Below are 16,318 nucleotides of genomic sequence, written 5' to 3'. Positions count from 1 at the left end.
GTAAGTGTAAAAGTGGGTAGTTGCGCGTTTGATAGGGAAAAGAAGAATGATTAGCAAAAAAGTTTTAGGAGCCCTTGTAAGCGGTCTTGGATTATTAATGGGGCTACAGACGATTGTTCATGCGGATGTAGCCGATTACGAGGTGCACGCCTTGATTCCAAGCACTCAGATTGTGGGAAATCACACAGAGGCATTCGACATGGTATTGGCGCCTGGCCAACACCAAGAAATGACATTTGTCATTACAAATCATACTGATAAGGATATTGAATTTGATATCAGTAAGGGAACCGCTAAGACAACCGTGAAGGGTGCGGTTAATTACACGGCGGCGAACACAACGTTCGATGCGTCTTTGCCAGAACAAATTGGTGAAGATATGCAAATTCCAAGCACGGTGACGGCAAAAGCCAAAGCTGACACTGACTTTAACGTCCAATTGACGGCCCCGGCAAAGGCTTGGTCAGGTTTGCTGGCCGGTGGTATTAAGATTGCGCCACGTGGTGATGTTGCTGTGAAGAAGGTTGACCAAAGTGATCGCCAAGGTATTACGACGGTGATAAGACCATTGGTGTGTTTATTCGAAATCAAGAGACGTTACCAACTGCTAAGCCGCAGTTTGAGTCAGCCAAGCTTGAAATGATTAACAAGAAGCGGCCTTTGGGGTTGTGATTCGCAATCCAAATGGTAATTTCGTCAACACGATGCGTCTGACGTCTGAAGTTATCGATAAGTCGGGCAAGATTGTATTGTACGATGATCGTATGGGTCTAACGATGGCGCCGTACTCAAACATGACGTGGCCAATTAACCTGAAGAAGGAAGGTTTGCCATCTGGCAAGTACACCGTTAAGGTTACGGCGCGTTGGATTCGCGACAGTGCCACTGGCGATTACGTTGATAAGGTTAGTGACAAACGTGAGTACGTGAAGCACTGGCAAACAAAGGTTAACGTTAAAGCGAACGAGACAACGGTTAAGCAACAAAAGAAGTGGTCATGGTTAGACACACTATTGGCGATTGTGGTGGCAATTTTTGTCATCGGGATTATTGTGTTGCTAGTTAAGTTTGCTGGCCTTAAGAAGTATCGTTAGAAATCACCGTTTCGCTTCATTGTTTCGCGTGATACAATGAAGAAGAATAAATTTGGTGAAAGGCCGTAAAAAGGGCTCAAAAATGAAAGATAGTCGACTCCCACGGGAAGGCGATTTTATTACGATTAAGAGCTACAAGCACGACGGCAGTTTGCACCGAACTTGGCGTGATACGATGGTGCTAAAAACGAGTGAAAATGCCATCATTGGGCTGAATGATCACACATTGGTGACCGAAGATGACGGTCGTCGTTGGGTGACACGTGAGCCAGCGATTGTGTATTTTCACCGTAAGTATTGGTTCAACATCGTCGCGATGATACGAGATAATGGGGTGTCTTATTACTGTAATTTAGCTTCTCCGTTTGTTTTAGATAAAGAAGCCTTGAAGTATGTGGACTACGATTTGGATGTGAAGGTTTTTCCAGATGGTGAGAAGCGTCTTCTTGATACGGACGAATATGAGTTACACAAAGCACAATGGCAATACCCAGCAGACATTGATTTTATCGTAAAGGAGCATGTCAAAATCCTAGTTGATTGGATCAATAAGCATCAGGGCCCATTTTCGGACGAGTACATCGACTTGTGGTATCGCAGATACTTGGAAATCAAGCGTCGCAGTGATCGTTAGTCGCAATATGTTTTTTGAAAAGCAATGTCACTTGGACTATCCAGGGACATTGCTTTTCCTTTATAATGGACCTAATAGCGTAATAGGGGAATAAAATGAAAAAGAAGATTATTATCGTCATTGTATTAATCGTGGCGTTTGCGGCCGGTGTATTCGGCTACCAAACGTTCAACAAGGGTAAGGGGTACGAAGCGAACATTCGTAATGCCCACGCTGCATTGAATGAACAGGACTGGGAGTCAGCGAAGACGTATTATCAAGCTGCCCAAAAGGACAAAGTTTCTGTCGAAGGGCGTACGGCGCTTGAACAATTGAAGATTGCGATTTCAGCCCAAAAGAAGGCTGATAAGCATGACTGGCATGAGGCGTTGTCATTGTACAAGTCTGCTACAGCGGTTGACGATGCGGTTGGCATTGTGAACAAGAACATTAAGGTTGCGATGAACCAAGTGAAGGCGACCCGCGCGTCAATCAAGGAATCATCAATTTCAGCCAAGAAGGCAGCGTCATCATCAAAGGCGGCTTCAGAATCTTTGAAGGCAGCTTCAGTGTCTGCTTCGATGGCATCAGCTTCATCAAAGGCAGCGTCGATTGCAGCTTCACAATCAATTGCAGCGTCATCGTCAAAGACGGCATCATACGCCTCATCAGTTGCAGCTGCTAGTTCAGCAGCCGCTTCATCACAAGCGGAAGCCGAAAAGAACTCAGAATCACAACAATCAGTTGATGTGCCTGGTGATCGCCCAATGGATTCAGCAGACGTCGCCGCAGCCCGTAGTCAATGGGATGGTTTGGGTTATGACGTAGCCAACGTGTCAGCTGAAGATATGCAAATTGCGATGAATAAAATCATCGATGGTCACGGTGCTTTGTCAATGGAACAAGTCGCCGACCAAATGGGCTGGAAAAAGAAGTAATCAATAAAAATACAATGTATATAAGAACGGTTGTGGTGTTGAATCACAGCCGTTTTTTCGTTATACTAAATTGTTAAGATTTTTAAAGAATCACTAAATAAATTAAGAAATTAAGGCGATAAAAATGGCATCATTACAAGAGGAAATGCAAACGCGCCGCACGTTTGCGATTATTTCCCACCCCGACGCCGGTAAGACGACGATCACTGAGCAATTGTTGAAGCTTGGTGGTGTAGTTCGTGAAGCTGGAACGGTTAAGGGACGTAAGGGAAACTTTGCAAAGTCAGACTGGATGGAAATTGAGCAAACGCGTGGAATTTCCGTAACATCATCTGTTTTGCAATTTGATTTTGACGGTAAGCGTATCAATATCTTGGACACCCCAGGACACGAAGATTTCTCTGAAGACACGTACCGTACGTTGATGGCTGTTGACTCAGTTATCATGGTGGTCGACTCTGCAAAGGGTATCGAGCCACAAACAAAGAAGTTGTTCGAAATTGTTAGTGAACGTCACATTCCAATTTTTACATTCTTCAACAAGTTGGACCGTGATGGTCGCGATGCCTTGGACTTGGTTGATGAATTGGAGTCAACGTTGGGAATCAACGCCTACCCAATGAATTGGCCAATTGGATCAGGACAAATTTTGGCTGGGTTGTTTGATTTGTATCACAACAATGTCGAAGTGTTCCGTCCAGAATCAGAAGCTGCTCGTTTCTTGCCTTTGAACGAAGCTGGTACTGATTTGGCAGAGCCAAACAAGTTGCAAGACAACCCACTTTGGGCTGAAACGCGCGACGAAATCGAAATGTTGAAGGACGCCGGAAACCAATTCGATGAGCAAGCCGTTATGAACGGTGAGTTGACGCCAGTCTTCTTCGGTTCAGCCTTGCAAGGATTCGGAATTGAGACGTTCTTGCAAACGTACATGCAATTCGCACCAGCACCTTCAGCTAAGAACACGGTTGATGGTAACCAAGTTGAACCTGGTAACGAGCAATTCTCAGGATTCGTCTTCAAGATTCAAGCGAACATGAACCCTAACCACCGTGACCGTATCGCCTTTGTACGTATCGTATCTGGTGAGTTTGAGCGTGGTATGGATGTCACGCTTGCACGAACGAACAAGAAGATTCGTTTGTCTAACGTGACGCAGTTTATGGCTGACACGCGTGAGAACGTTGAGAATGCTTATCCTGGTGATATCATCGGTGTTTATGACACGGGTAACTTCCAAATCGGTGACACGATTTTCGCCGGTAAGAAGGCGGTTGAATTTGAAGAGTTGCCAACGTTTACACCTGAATTGTTCATGCGTGTTCACGCTAAGAACGTTTTGAAGCAAAAGTCATTCCACAAGGGTGTGACGCAATTGGTTCAAGAAGGAACAATTCAAATGTACACGGCCTGGGATTCAGGGGATTATATCCTTGGTGCCGTTGGTGCGTTGCAATTCGAAGTTTTCCAATTCCGTATGGAAAACGAATACAACACGGAAGTTAGTTTGGAGCCAATGGGTTCAAAGATTGCACGCTGGATTAACCCAGAGCAACTTGATCCACGCATGGCTTCATCACGTAATTTGCTAGTACGTGACCGTGCGGAGCAACCAGTATTCTTGTTCGAAAACCAATTCGCAGAACGCTGGTTTAAGGATAAGTACCCAGATGTTGATTTGGAGGAAAAGCTATGACACTTTTGATGCCGATGGCACCGAACACATGGCTAATGGGGTTTGAAATATTTGCGTTGATTTTGATCGTACCAACGGTGGTTTACTTTGCAGGCCACCGCATCTTGCGACCATTCCCAATGTTGTTTAATGCATTGCACTGGATCTTCGGCGCATATATGATGTACGTTTTTGTAGCGGGAATTTCTACACTAATGTTCGGGTAAGAAAGTTACTAAAAAGAGACGAGCTAATGTTGCTCGTCTCTTTTTTGTGTTTTATCCGGGACAATGGCTAGATGTGTTAGAATTAAAGGACTAAAAGAAAGTTGGAGGACAGCCCTCATGCCTGAGATGGATCCACACATGCAAGCGGCGGTATACGGGACGCCACAAATTAACCCTGACGAACGCAACCACTACTTGGGAACGTTCCGCGAGCGCATTTATGCGGCGCAGACTCGCGAAACGTTTGGACAACCAGCCTACATGGCGACATGGGAGAAGCAATTCAAAGCGCACCCAGATGGGACGTTGCTATTGAATGGCCACCTACCTATGGACGACTTGGAGCCATATATTAAATTGGCCTCAAAGAGCCACGTTGGGTTCACGTTAAAGTCAGACGATGTGTTTGATCGTTCAGACGTGGTGGCTGTCTTCACGGCTAAAGAAGCGGTGAACGTTGACCAAATCGATATCGTAAAGTTGACGGAAACGCCTGCAGCAACAACGACGACACCAAGCACGTCGGAAAAGAAGCCTTGGTACAAGAAGCTATTTGGGTAAGCTTTTTGGTAGGAGAGAGTAGATGAGAAGTTATGGTGAAGTGCTCAATGATGTTCGACAAGATAAGAACGTCAGCGTAGCACAAATTGAAAAGCTGGGTATCAGTAAATCGCGGTGGTACCGCATTGCTGTGGGTGAGGCTGAGCTTTCATTAAAAGAATTAACAGATGTACTAACGCTGTTGACGATGACGTTTTCGGAGTTGGCAGCAGCAGTTGGTAAGCCATTGCTTCGACCATATAGTATTGTGTCGTTGTTTGCGATGTCATTACCGGAACTGGCTGAGGCCGTTGAGAACGAACGGGTCGTAGCAGCGGGTGGAACGGATGATTACGCTTTGTTGGCTGCTGAGTTAGTGCAAGATATTCGTACGACGGGCAACATTATCGATTTTGACGCAGTTACGAAGTTAACAACGATGTTGTTGGAAACTGAGAACTATACGCTGATCGAATTGAACATTGCCGGTTTGTTGGCGGCGCTGTTGGATCCGGATGATTTTATGGTGGTTTACCAACGCTACGTGCGTACAATTACGATGTTTAATACATACCTGCCAATCGATGTTTGGGGTATTGCAACACAGATGCATATTCAAGCCATTAAGAAGTTTTTGATGGTGCCGTCAAATCGCAGTCGTGAAAACACACGGTTTATTCTGGAAGCGATTATTAACCAACCGACCGCATCTGGTACGGTTGAATTGCTGATGCTTAAGCGTTTGGCAATTTACGTTCGTGATGATGAAGCATTTGAGAATCCAATGCTTGATGGAATAGTTAATAACATGTTGGAAGCAGCTGAACGTGAGCAAGCGCTTACGATTGGACTTGAGCCAAGTGATTTGAATTTGCGCAAGGTCTGGGAAGCTTACCGCGCTGAACGTGAGACCTATTGGCAAGCGGCTACAGATGACAAACATTTTCCAGTATTCGCGGCTGGTACGGAGTTGCCGTATTTCAATCACTTTGGGACGCTGTTCAAATGGATTATGGATGGTAAGAATATCACAGTTGAGCAAATTGAGGCAGTTGGCGTTTCGGCCTATAAGCTAAAGCGCGCATACAAGGATCCGGATTTGCTACATTCTAGTGATTTGGAATGCTTGATGCGTCAGATGCGCTTGATTCCAGCTGACTTGGATGCGTCAATTAGCAGTCAGTTTATCAACACTGAGACTGAAACTTGGGTGCAATATACGCCAGAGTTGACAGCGCCGGGGATGTACCACGTCATGGCTGAAGTGGCTAAGCATAATTACGATCACACGAAGAGTCGTCGTGACTTGGAAGTGTCATTCAGATACCGAGCAATGGATGGCATGGCAAACTATCCAGGTTGGTTGACATCGGATGACGCGGTAACGTTGGGTCACGAAATTATGGATGAGTTGATGAGCTTAGATGTCTGGCATGAACGTGAATTGCGCTTGATTAAGTACGGCATCCTAGGGATTAACTCTGTTGCGGAAACAGAAGTATGGCAGCGACAATTTGAGACTATCTATACGAAGACAAACGCCCCATATGCTTTGCTTGATAACGTGTTAGAGGCGCTTGAGTTAGCGACATTCCGAGCAGCGTTGCTTGAAAATCGCGAACTGGTCCATTTCTATACGACGTTGTCACGACAACTTGGTGCGCAACAGGTACGTGATGGTAGTTTGGCGTTGCAATGGCGCTGGATTATGCTCGACTTTTTTGACATTATTTTTGATGACCCACAACGGGTGATTAGTTTGTTAAGCCATTACATCGTTGATTATCAAACGATGACGGGTGATGCGGAAGCCGTCGGTCGTTTCCGTACAATTTTGCAAGCCTTAGTTGAACGTGAAAACCCAGGTCAGGCTTAAATGAGAGGAGGTTGCTTGCATGCAACAACCATTAGCATTTCGCATGCGACCTCGCACCATCGAAGAAATTGTTGGACAACAACATCTAGTTGGTGAAGGGAAGATTATTAATCGCATGGTGACGGCTAAAATGCTGTCGTCGATGATTTTATATGGCCCTCCAGGCACGGGTAAGACGAGTATCGCCAGTGCCATTGCCGGGTCAACGAAGTATGCGTTCCGTATTTTGAATGCGGCAACGGATAGCAAGAAAGATCTACAAATTGTGGCTGAAGAAGCCAAGATGTCTGGCACGGTTGTCTTGTTGCTAGACGAAATTCACCGTCTGGATAAGACGAAACAAGATTTTTTGTTGCCTCACCTGGAGAGTGGGCGCATCGTGCTGATTGGTGCCACAACGGAGAATCCGTACTTATCGATTTTGCCGGCCATTCGTTCACGTACGCAAATCTTTGAAGTAAAGCCGTTGTCTGAAGATGACATGAAGACGGCTATTCAAAGAGCGTTGACTGATAAGGAACGCGGCTTAGGTAACTTCGATGCCGTGCTGGACGATGAGGCCGAGCGCCAATTGGTTTATGCAACGAACGGTGATTTGCGTTCAGCGTTGAATGGCTTGGAGTTGGCAGTTAAGTCAACGGCACCAAGTGAAGATGGTAAGGTGCACATCACGTTACCGATTGTTGAAGAGACGGTGCAACGTAAAGCGTTGACGGCGGACAAGGATGGGGATGGGCACTATGATGTTATCTCCGCTTTGCAAAAGTCGATTCGTGGTAGTGATACGGATGCTGCGTTGCACTACTTGGCCCGTTTGATTGAAGCAGGCGATTTGCCAATTATTGCGCGACGTTTGCGTGTGATTGCCTACGAAGATATCGGCTTGGCAAATCCAGCGGTTGCGGCGCGTGCTGTAACCGCAATTGAAGCCGCTGAGAAACTTGGCTTTCCGGAGGCGCGTATTCCATTGGCCAATGCAACGATTGAATTGGCATTGTCGCCTAAGTCGAATTCAGCCTATACCGCAATCGATGCGGCGTTGGCTGATGTGCGCAAGGGTGGCACTGGCGATGTGCCGGATCATTTGCGTGATGCGCACTACAAGGGTGCTGAAAAACTGGGGCACGGTGTGGAATACGTTTATCCACACGGGCATCCCGGCGATTGGGTACCACAACAATATTTGCCAGATAAACTTAATGGGGCCAACTATTTCGTGCCGGCGGGAAATTCTAAGGTTGAGCAAGCCTATAAGGAACAGTACCAAAAGTTGCGTGACGCTCAGAAAAATGGTTTACGTTAACTACTGCTTTTTTACACTTGGAAGCGTATAATAACGGTATGCGAATTCCTTGGACGTACGCATGATTCCTACTATATGTAGTCGCTTTACAACCATATTGCTCGGGGATGTCGGGAAGCCGGCGAGGCAAGCTATTTCACTTAGTAGCCGCTAAAGCTGACTTATTCACCCACTTACCTATAATCTGGAGCCGACTTCATTGTGAATCGTTAACGGCGCCAATCAAGTGTTCGTGCGCTACTACGGTTCGCCCTGGTAGTGCTTTTCTTTTGCAATTAATTATTTGAGATAGAGGATGAATGAAATGGGCATCATCATTATGTATCTTGTCTTTGCGTTGTTGATTGGCGCAATGGGCATTTATCTACTAACACACCGTCAAGGATTTTTGAACTTGTCGGCATCACAAGCGCGTATGCCAGCAACATTTTTCGGTTGGTTCTTCACGCTTGATGCATTGGCATTGATTGTTAGTGTTGTGTTGCGTGGTTCAGAGCCATTGCCAGCCGGCATCTTCGTTATCTTGGCAACAATTCTAACGACGGTCTTGGCTGTTGTGGTGACATCACGATTGTTTAAATAGTCATACTTTAGTTGTAGCATCTGTGAAATCTTCATAGGTGCTATTTTTTTTAGACATGGTTTATTTATCAAATTTATTACAAATGGCGTATAATGAACATATAGGCAAATAGCCACTTAGAGGAGGAACTATCATGGCTGATACTAATGTAAACTACAAGAACATTTTGATTCCAGTTGATGGATCAAAGGAAGCTGAAGCTGCTTTGGGGAAGGCAATTCAAGTTGCATTGCGTAATGGGGAAGACGCTAACTTGCACATTTTGCACGTTATCGATACACGCGCATTCCAAAACGTAACGGACTTCAAGACGACGATGGTCGAGCAAGTTGCTGAAACTGCAAAGAAGACTTTGGAGACTTACTTGCAACAAGCTAAGGATGCTGGTGTTAAGAACGTGGACTACACAATTGAGTACGGTTCACCAAAGGACATCATTGCTCACCAAGCGCCTGAGAAGATGAATGTTGATTTGATTATGATTGGTGCTACTGGTTTGAACGCCATTGAGCGCTTGTTGATTGGATCAGTTACTGAATACGTAACGCGTACAGCAAACGTTGATACGTTGATTGTTCGTGCTAAGTAATTGATATGACTAGACCACTAGGGAAACCTGGTGGTCTTTTTATTTTGTTTGTCTGGTTTTTAGCATGCAAAACTGTTGCCAATGCGATACATAAAAATACGTATAAACCCGAAGTTCACACTTTCTTCACAATTTAGACACAAACCAACGCTTACTTTATCTTATTATCTTTAATAAGGGAATTTTCCTTAATATAAAGAGAAACGAATTTGAAGAATTCGTGAAGGGGTAGAGACATGAAGTTTGCAACGATTGCAGCAACTGTTTTGGTAGCAAGTTCTGTTTTGGCAACGGCTGGTGTGGTGTCAGCTGATACAACTATGGATGGTAAGGCCAACGTTTCAGTAACCAACGATGGTGGAAAGCTTGAGATTACTCAAGTGCCAGGTGTTAACTATACTGATCAAAACGGCAAGGCTGTTACCAATGATTTGAATTTTGATTCTGTCACTTTGGCAGATTTGGTAACGGGCAGCAAGCAGACAAAGGCAGAGATGAAAGAGTCAGCTTTTGGTGTTCTTAACACGTTGAACGCGGATTGGAACCTAACGGCAACGGTCACTAAGTTCAGTAGTGAAACTGCGGGTGCTAGCGCTCCGTTTTATGGACAATTGATGATTAATGGTGTTGCTTTGACTGACAACCAATCAGCACCTTTGTATACTTCAGCTAGTGCTGGTAATTGGAACAATGAATCACACACAGTCTGGACGAGTCCTCTGGCTAAGGCAACGATGGTTGTACCAACTGGAACAAAGGTAGGTTCATACAAGGCGGATGTCACGTACAAGTTGTCTACTGGTACAAATAGCAACACCCAATCGGAAACTACTGATGCTGCAACTCAACCTGTAGCTGGTAGCAACGAATAAGCTGATTTAGCAATTAAATAAGTTTGATATGTAAAGCAAATGGTCTGGTTCTGCCAGGCTTTTTGTGTTTAATTTTGAGAGATTTTGAGAGAGAGAAAATAAAAACATGGCCAAGTGGGTTAAATTGGCAATCGCTGCTGCGGTTGCTGTGCCAATGTTGATGACGACTGCTTATGCAGCCGATGACTATAGTGTGGTGGCGGTTCAACCGGACAATCAACGCACGGAATCTGATAATGCAGGTTATGTTGATGTGAAGGCTGAGCCAGGATCACAACAGACATTGCAATTCCAATTGTCTAACACGTCAAATAAGACGATTAAAATTAAAATGAATGCCGGAACGGCCACGACGAGTGATAACGGTGCGATTAACTACGCTACACAAGATGTAAAGCCAACGTTGACGGATGGTTTGGTTAACAAGATGGGTGACTATCTGAAGGCTGACCAATCAGAAATCACGCTAAAGCCTGGTCAAAACACGACGGCAACGGCAACGTTGAAGGCACCTGCGCAACAATTTGAAGGACGTATGGCTGGTGGGGTTAGCTTTGTTGAAGAGAATCAGAATCGATCGACCCAGTCAACGAATTCAATGAAGATTAATGCCACGTACGAATATGACGTGGCGGTTTTGTTGTCTAACAACCAACGCATTGCGGAAGGTATGTTGCAAATGGGTGGTGTGAAGGCGACGCAAGTTAACCGTCACACTGTGTTCGCTGTTAACGTTAAGAATCCAACATCAAGTTTCATCAACGCGTTGGGGATGAAGACAACCGTTACGGGACCTGATGGTGTGAAATTTACGCGTATGCAAGCGAACATGCAGATGGCGCCAAATACCCAATTCAACTGGGGCATTTACACCAACGGTAAGGCGCTTAAGACGGGTGACTACCGTGTTGTAACGGATACTTACTGGTCAAAGGACGGCCAACGTCGCTTTAAGTTTAGTGGCGACAAGTACACGTACCACATTCAAACTGAAAAGACGGTTCACGTGACAGCTAAGCAAGCTGCTGATTTGAACAAGCGTGACTACGACTTGCAAATCAGCTCAAAGATGCCGTTGGCCTACAAGGTCTTCATTGGTATTTTGCTAGCAATTGCGGCAATTATCTTGTGGTTCGTCTTCTTCAAGAAGCGCAATGTCACGGTCCAAGTTATTGATTTGATGACAAACCGTATTGTGATGAAGGAACGTGCCCGTGCGTCACGCATGGGTAAGGTGACGTTGACGTTGCCAGAATCAGTACGCTTGATGAATGATAAGCATGCAACATTGACGGATGAGCGTACGTTGGTTGTTAAGGCAACGCAAACGTATATTGAAGTTGAAGTCGCAGCATTATCAACGTCAAAAGGATAGGGTAATGAAACAAGGATTACTAATTATGATGGCCAGTCTTAGCGTGTTGGCTATGCCAATAGCTGGGCATGCCGATACGGCGACTGGACAAGCCAAGGTGAACATCATCGCTGGTAATCGCACGATGGACAAAGGTGTCGCATCAATTGATTTTGGTGACACACTGTTGGATCGTTTAACGGTACCAACGACACGTGGTACAAAATTGCCAGCCGGTTCATTTCAGGTGACTGATCTTTCCGGATCTTCGGCAGGGTGGTCATTATCAATGGCAGCTGAAGAATTCACGAACGGATCTAATTCGTTTGATGGCATGCTAACGATTAACAACATTACAATCCGTGCCGATGCCACACAGCACAATTCTGCGATGATTTTCCACAGCCAGGTGCCTGGTTATTGGGAGTCGCCAGCGGTTGATGCCAGTGTGACCATTCCAGGTAACGCGGTTGGGCGTTATACAGCGAATGTGTTGTACACGCTAAATAATGGGGTTGCACAATAGGGTACGCAATCCTCCCCGCCTCGGCGGGATACATATAAGGGAAGTAGGGACAATCAACATGCGACGTGAAATGGGGATAACAATTTTAGTGATCGCACTATTAGTGCCTGGTTCTGTGCATGCAGCCACGGTCGGGCACGATGATTACAGTGTGACGTACATCGAGTCTAATTCGCAGCGACCAAGTGCACGCGGTGTTGGGTACGCCGACGTGATTGCAGCACCTGGCACATCACAAACATTGCGTTATCAAATTCAAAATATTTCAGCGAAGACTATCAAGGTTGATATGACCAAGGGAACAGCCGGCAGTAGTGAAAACGGTAGCGTTGTCTACACGACTGAAAATTGGCCAAATAAGGACTTTGTCAATTTGCCCACGCGTATGGAAAACCATTTGACGGTCGATGAACCAGTGATTACATTGACGCCGGGACAAATCAAGACGGTGACTGCACAATTGTCTATGCCTGATGCACCGTTCGATGGCACGATCGCCGGTGGGGTTGGTTTTAAAGAGGAGAATCAATACCACACGGCATCAACACAATATCGTTTGAATGCGCAAGTGAAGTATGACATTGCGGTATTGGCGCAAAACGCTGAGCCAAAAATTTATAACATGCAGCCTTCCGTCGTTTCAGAAGGAGCGAAGCTCGTTGATGGACAAGCTGGCTTTGTATTCCACTTCCAGAATCCTTACCCAGCATTCATTAATCGTGTGAAGATGGACGTGGAAATTACATCACCGAGCGGTAAGAAGTATCACCGTGTGCAGTCGATGATGCAACTGGCGCCAAATACACGTTTGAATTGGACAATATGGCTAGGCGGTGACAAGGTTGAAGCTGGTACATATCGCGTGTCAGTGAATGGGTCGGCTGCTGAACCGGCTACACTGGTTCCTGGGGCGATTACCAAGCAAACCGATACAGACAAGAGTAGTGCGACAAAGACAGCAAGTTCGAGTGATGCTAAGAGTTCAGTGGCACCTGAAAATGAGCTGACAGTCCCTGATGATCAGGCAGCATCAGCCCAAAGTTCAGTCAGCGTCGCCACATCTGAAGCGCAATCGGCTGGTTCATCTATTTTGGTGCCAAGTAGTCGCAAATTGAAGGCGACGACTAATGTGCCGATTTCAACGGCGCAAGCAAGGCACTTAAATAGTACATTGGTCAATGCAGGACATCATTTGAATCCGATTATCACGAAGGTATTGCTTGGGTTAGGCGCACTGGCTGGATTCTTGTGGTTCTTGTGGTACAAGCGCCGTCATCACACGGTTTACTTCTACACAGAAGATGACCTGTTGGTGGCCAAAGAACACTGCACATCACATCTCTTTAAGAAACAAATGCGACTTGATGTCCCTGCCGGCTTCTTAGCTGTGAAGCAGGATGGGGATGGCGAAGCAGTCTATGACATGACAGGACAACCAGTCCTTGTGGCAAAGGTTGCTGTTGATTATCGTCAAGAGAGTCAATCATTTACTGTGATTGCGAAAACGGAAGGAGGGGAAGGCACTCATGAAGAAATGGCAAACTAAGGCTATGCTACTGAGCGCAGGCTTGGTGTTGGCAACGACTGGCACGGTTGCGCTAGCTGATCAATCAGGAAGTACATCAACTGGTTTGGAAGTGACTGGTACACCGGTAACACTTCAGGCAGCGGCTGGTGGTACGGATTTAAATTTTGAAGCTGTCCGTTTGGCTGAATTGGCCAAGGGACCGGTCACACGTGAAGTGACCTTGCCCAAAGGCACTTTCACAGTGACGAATTATACTGGCATGGAACAAAGTTGGAGCCTAGTAGCGGGGATTACAAATTTCCAACAATCATTGGTGGGAACGAAATTCGACGGTCATTTAACAATTAATGGCCAAGAATTGCACGTCGCTGAAGATGGTTCGTTGGTTGGTAGCGCCACGATTGCGCATGACACCATGGCTTTTAGTGACTACACGTGGGAGTCACCTGAAATGAAGGTCAGTTTGACGATTCCGCCAACCGTTTCAATTGGAACTTACAACGCAACAATTCAGTATGAACTACAAAATGGCGTTGTTAATCCAGGGTAGGCAAGTATCATGAAAAAGTTATTGTTAATCATTAGTTTCATGGTCGTCAGTTGGCAAATGCCAACAGTTGTCCATGCTGAACAAGAGAGCGGGATTGCGGTTAGTTTGGAACAGCCGACCGCTCAGCGAGATGATGCGCAAGAGGTGAGTTACGCTGACGTGACGACTAAGCCTGGTGATCGTACGACGCTTACGTTTGATATTGCGAACCAAGCAACTCATGACATCACAGTTGCTGTGTCAGCAGGAACGGCGGGTACCAGTGCGAATGGTGCGGTGATTTATGGCACACAAAACTGGCCGGATAGTCGTTTCGCTGGACTGCCAGCACGCATGGAACAATATTTGACACCGGCAGACCCTAAGGTGACGGTACCAGCAGGATCAGTACGAAAGACTACTGTGACTTTGGTGACGCCAGATAATGGTATTTCTGGTGTTATGGCAGGTGGGGTGACGTTTACGGCTGAAGGGCAAGCAGACGTCAATTCACAAAATGCGACGATGAACTTCAATACAGAAGTTGGTTACACTGTTGCCGTTTTGAATCGCACGAGCAGTAGTATTTTGGTGCCTAACTTAACCATTGGTAAGGCGTCAGCTAGGGTGATTGCGAGTGAAGCCGCTATTAGTATGCAGCTCATTAACAATACGCAGACGTTTTTGAATAGTTTGTATATGCGTATCTCAATCGTTGGACCCCGCGGAACGTACTTGCAACGTGAGGCATCTAATATGCAGATGGCGCCTAATTCACAGTTCAATTACAAAGTCTGGGCTGGTGAACAGGATTTGCCTGCTGGCAATTATACTGTGACGGCTGTTGGCTATTATGGCCGTGAAGATGGGCTACGTTACGATGCGCCAAACGGTAAGCGCTATGCTTATCGCACGTTTAGTAAGACGAATTTGTACATTAGCGATAAGGCAGCAGCAAAGTTGCATAAGCAAAATGCGATGCTACGCAAGAGTCTATTCTGGCAACCATTGTTCTGGATGACGATTGGTGTGGCTGTTGTATTGATTGTGTTCTTTATTTGGTTGCTAACGCGTCGTCGCCGTGTGCACTATAAGTTCATGTTAGCGGATGGCGAAATTGTCGCACGTGGTCATGTGCATTTGCGTCGCAAGGGACATGCCACGATCGAAATCCCGTCAGGATACGTGTTGACGGGCGATACACATGAAATTTCATCTGGACAAATTGTCTTAAAGGGCACGAAATTGCAGAACGATTTTGTTGTACGTGAGGGATAAGTAGGCGTAACATTACACTTATTCTTAATAAGTATGACAATCTCTTTCTCTAAAATTCACATTTTTTTCAAAAATAAGAATAAATTGTGAACAAACCCTGTTTTTTATAGACACTTATTGAAAGTAAGGCTATGATTATCAAGGTTCAGATGGAAATGTGAATTTTTATTGTTTATATAAGAGAGAAAAGAGAAGATATCATGAAGATGAATAAGATTGTTTTGGCTTCATTGTTGTCAGTTTCATTGTTGGGCGCATCAACGTCAGTATTTGCTGATTCTACAAACGATGTTACGACAACTAACTTTACGGTTGAAAAGGGAACGCTTGCATTTGCAAAGGATCCAGAAGATGGTACTAAGAATGCGATTACGCATGATTTGACTTTTAAGTCAGCTAGTGTTGCTGATTTGTTGAGTACGGATTACACAGACTCAAAGCCATTTAGTGCAAGTGTTACTGATACGACAGGTAACCCTGACCAAGGATGGACGTTGACGGCTAACTACACACCACTTAAGAACGTTACAGGTACTAAGACTAGCTATCTTGGCGAGACGTTGACGATTGGTGACAAAGACTTGACTGCAAACAAGGGTTCAAATGTCGTTTACTCAGTAGACGGCGCTGAAGACGTGAAAGCATTTGCAAATCCAGATCTTAAGGGTACGATTACGAAGAACGATGATGCGACTTTGAAGATTAAAGCTGGAACTGGAGCTGTTGCTGGAACTTACTCTGGTAAGATTGACTGGGTTTTGGAAGCTGCTCCGGCTAACTAAGGCAAATTTTA

18 protein-coding genes are annotated in these 16,318 nt (G+C 45.5%); all 18 read left to right on the top strand.

The window, feature by feature from the left end:
• Window positions 1-46: 46 nt before the first annotated feature.
• The 18 genes from ACAW68_08645 to ACAW68_08560 all read left to right on the top strand — a co-directional run bounded on the left by ACAW68_08645 (window position 47) and on the right by ACAW68_08560 (window position 16,307).
• Window positions 47-643: a WxL protein peptidoglycan domain-containing protein gene (locus ACAW68_08645; protein XGA15525.1), complete on the top strand. Its 597-nt coding sequence runs from the start codon at window positions 47-49 to the stop codon at window positions 641-643.
• Between the two features lie 25 nt (window positions 644-668).
• Complete coding sequence (locus ACAW68_08640; protein ID XGA15524.1) at window positions 669-1,094, top strand: WxL protein host-binding domain-containing protein; 426 nt, start codon at window positions 669-671, stop codon at window positions 1,092-1,094.
• 82 nt (window positions 1,095-1,176) lie between these two features.
• On the top strand, window positions 1,177-1,728 hold the full coding sequence (locus ACAW68_08635) for a DUF402 domain-containing protein (GenBank protein ID XGA15523.1): 552 nt from the start codon (window positions 1,177-1,179) through the stop codon (window positions 1,726-1,728).
• Between the two features lie 95 nt (window positions 1,729-1,823).
• Window positions 1,824-2,645: a hypothetical protein gene (locus ACAW68_08630; GenBank protein ID XGA15522.1), complete on the top strand. Its 822-nt coding sequence runs from the start codon at window positions 1,824-1,826 to the stop codon at window positions 2,643-2,645.
• 118 nt (window positions 2,646-2,763) lie between these two features.
• Window positions 2,764-4,341, top strand: coding sequence for a peptide chain release factor 3 (locus ACAW68_08625; GenBank protein XGA17019.1), 1,578 nt, complete (start codon window positions 2,764-2,766; stop codon window positions 4,339-4,341).
• A complete protein-coding gene (locus ACAW68_08620; GenBank protein ID XGA15521.1) occupies window positions 4,338-4,547 on the top strand; it encodes a hypothetical protein in 210 nt (69 codons plus the stop codon). Before ACAW68_08625 ends, ACAW68_08620 begins: the two co-directional genes overlap by 4 nt.
• Before the next feature lie 117 nt (window positions 4,548-4,664).
• Window positions 4,665-5,108 carry a YueI family protein gene (locus ACAW68_08615; protein XGA15520.1) on the top strand — a complete coding sequence of 148 codons (444 nt, stop codon included), beginning with the start codon at window positions 4,665-4,667 and terminating at the stop codon, window positions 5,106-5,108.
• A 22-nt stretch (window positions 5,109-5,130) separates the two neighbouring features.
• Entirely contained in the window at window positions 5,131-6,963 is a 1,833-nt protein-coding gene (locus ACAW68_08610; GenBank protein XGA15519.1) for a helix-turn-helix domain-containing protein, read from the top strand.
• A 19-nt stretch (window positions 6,964-6,982) separates the two neighbouring features.
• On the top strand, window positions 6,983-8,266 hold the full coding sequence (locus ACAW68_08605) for a replication-associated recombination protein A (GenBank protein XGA15518.1): 1,284 nt from the start codon (window positions 6,983-6,985) through the stop codon (window positions 8,264-8,266).
• A gap of 295 nt (window positions 8,267-8,561) precedes the next feature.
• Window positions 8,562-8,849, top strand: coding sequence for a hypothetical protein (locus ACAW68_08600; protein XGA15517.1), 288 nt, complete (start codon window positions 8,562-8,564; stop codon window positions 8,847-8,849).
• Between the two features lie 133 nt (window positions 8,850-8,982).
• Window positions 8,983-9,438, top strand: a complete 456-nt coding sequence (locus ACAW68_08595) for a universal stress protein (GenBank protein XGA15516.1) — start codon at window positions 8,983-8,985, stop codon at window positions 9,436-9,438.
• Between the two features lie 236 nt (window positions 9,439-9,674).
• Window positions 9,675-10,310, top strand: coding sequence for a hypothetical protein (locus ACAW68_08590; GenBank protein ID XGA15515.1), 636 nt, complete (start codon window positions 9,675-9,677; stop codon window positions 10,308-10,310).
• A 106-nt stretch (window positions 10,311-10,416) separates the two neighbouring features.
• Window positions 10,417-11,685, top strand: coding sequence for a WxL protein peptidoglycan domain-containing protein (locus ACAW68_08585; GenBank protein XGA15514.1), 1,269 nt, complete (start codon window positions 10,417-10,419; stop codon window positions 11,683-11,685).
• Between the two features lie 4 nt (window positions 11,686-11,689).
• Window positions 11,690-12,190 (top strand): hypothetical protein, encoded by a 501-nt coding sequence (locus ACAW68_08580; GenBank protein ID XGA15513.1) that lies wholly within the window; start codon window positions 11,690-11,692, stop codon window positions 12,188-12,190.
• Between the two features lie 58 nt (window positions 12,191-12,248).
• Complete coding sequence (locus ACAW68_08575; GenBank protein XGA15512.1) at window positions 12,249-13,736, top strand: WxL protein peptidoglycan domain-containing protein; 1,488 nt, start codon at window positions 12,249-12,251, stop codon at window positions 13,734-13,736.
• Window positions 13,717-14,268 (top strand): hypothetical protein, encoded by a 552-nt coding sequence (locus ACAW68_08570; GenBank protein ID XGA15511.1) that lies wholly within the window; start codon window positions 13,717-13,719, stop codon window positions 14,266-14,268. The genes ACAW68_08575 and ACAW68_08570 overlap by 20 nt, the downstream gene beginning before the upstream one ends.
• Before the next feature lie 9 nt (window positions 14,269-14,277).
• Window positions 14,278-15,525 carry a WxL protein peptidoglycan domain-containing protein gene (locus ACAW68_08565; GenBank protein XGA15510.1) on the top strand — a complete coding sequence of 416 codons (1,248 nt, stop codon included), beginning with the start codon at window positions 14,278-14,280 and terminating at the stop codon, window positions 15,523-15,525.
• A 200-nt stretch (window positions 15,526-15,725) separates the two neighbouring features.
• Window positions 15,726-16,307, top strand: a complete 582-nt coding sequence (locus ACAW68_08560; protein XGA15509.1) for a hypothetical protein — start codon at window positions 15,726-15,728, stop codon at window positions 16,305-16,307.
• The last annotated feature ends 11 nt before the right edge of the window (window positions 16,308-16,318 follow it).

This window comes from Weissella confusa (assembly GCA_041871065.1).
Taxonomy (GTDB): domain Bacteria; phylum Bacillota; class Bacilli; order Lactobacillales; family Lactobacillaceae; genus Weissella; species Weissella confusa_A.
This window is presented reverse-complemented; position numbering and strand designations above follow the sequence as displayed.

Bases quoted from the DNA above. Each gene is read 5' to 3' on its own strand.
- ACAW68_08645 (XGA15525.1), top strand. From the start codon at position 47: ATGATTAGCAAAAAAGTTTTAGGAGCCCTTGTAAGCGGTCTTGGATTA.
- ACAW68_08635 (XGA15523.1), top strand. From the start codon at position 1,177: ATGAAAGATAGTCGACTCCCACGGGAAGGCGATTTTATTACGATTAAG.
- ACAW68_08630 (XGA15522.1), top strand. From the start codon at position 1,824: ATGAAAAAGAAGATTATTATCGTCATTGTATTAATCGTGGCGTTTGCG.
- ACAW68_08620 (XGA15521.1), top strand. From the start codon at position 4,338: ATGACACTTTTGATGCCGATGGCACCGAACACATGGCTAATGGGGTTT.
- ACAW68_08615 (XGA15520.1), top strand. From the start codon at position 4,665: ATGCCTGAGATGGATCCACACATGCAAGCGGCGGTATACGGGACGCCA.
- ACAW68_08610 (XGA15519.1), top strand. From the start codon at position 5,131: ATGAGAAGTTATGGTGAAGTGCTCAATGATGTTCGACAAGATAAGAAC.
- ACAW68_08605 (XGA15518.1), top strand. From the start codon at position 6,983: ATGCAACAACCATTAGCATTTCGCATGCGACCTCGCACCATCGAAGAA.
- ACAW68_08600 (XGA15517.1), top strand. From the start codon at position 8,562: ATGAATGAAATGGGCATCATCATTATGTATCTTGTCTTTGCGTTGTTG.
- ACAW68_08595 (XGA15516.1), top strand. From the start codon at position 8,983: ATGGCTGATACTAATGTAAACTACAAGAACATTTTGATTCCAGTTGAT.
- ACAW68_08590 (XGA15515.1), top strand. From the start codon at position 9,675: ATGAAGTTTGCAACGATTGCAGCAACTGTTTTGGTAGCAAGTTCTGTT.
- ACAW68_08585 (XGA15514.1), top strand. From the start codon at position 10,417: ATGGCCAAGTGGGTTAAATTGGCAATCGCTGCTGCGGTTGCTGTGCCA.
- ACAW68_08580 (XGA15513.1), top strand. From the start codon at position 11,690: ATGAAACAAGGATTACTAATTATGATGGCCAGTCTTAGCGTGTTGGCT.
- ACAW68_08575 (XGA15512.1), top strand. From the start codon at position 12,249: ATGCGACGTGAAATGGGGATAACAATTTTAGTGATCGCACTATTAGTG.
- ACAW68_08570 (XGA15511.1), top strand. From the start codon at position 13,717: ATGAAGAAATGGCAAACTAAGGCTATGCTACTGAGCGCAGGCTTGGTG.
- ACAW68_08565 (XGA15510.1), top strand. From the start codon at position 14,278: ATGAAAAAGTTATTGTTAATCATTAGTTTCATGGTCGTCAGTTGGCAA.
- ACAW68_08560 (XGA15509.1), top strand. From the start codon at position 15,726: ATGAAGATGAATAAGATTGTTTTGGCTTCATTGTTGTCAGTTTCATTG.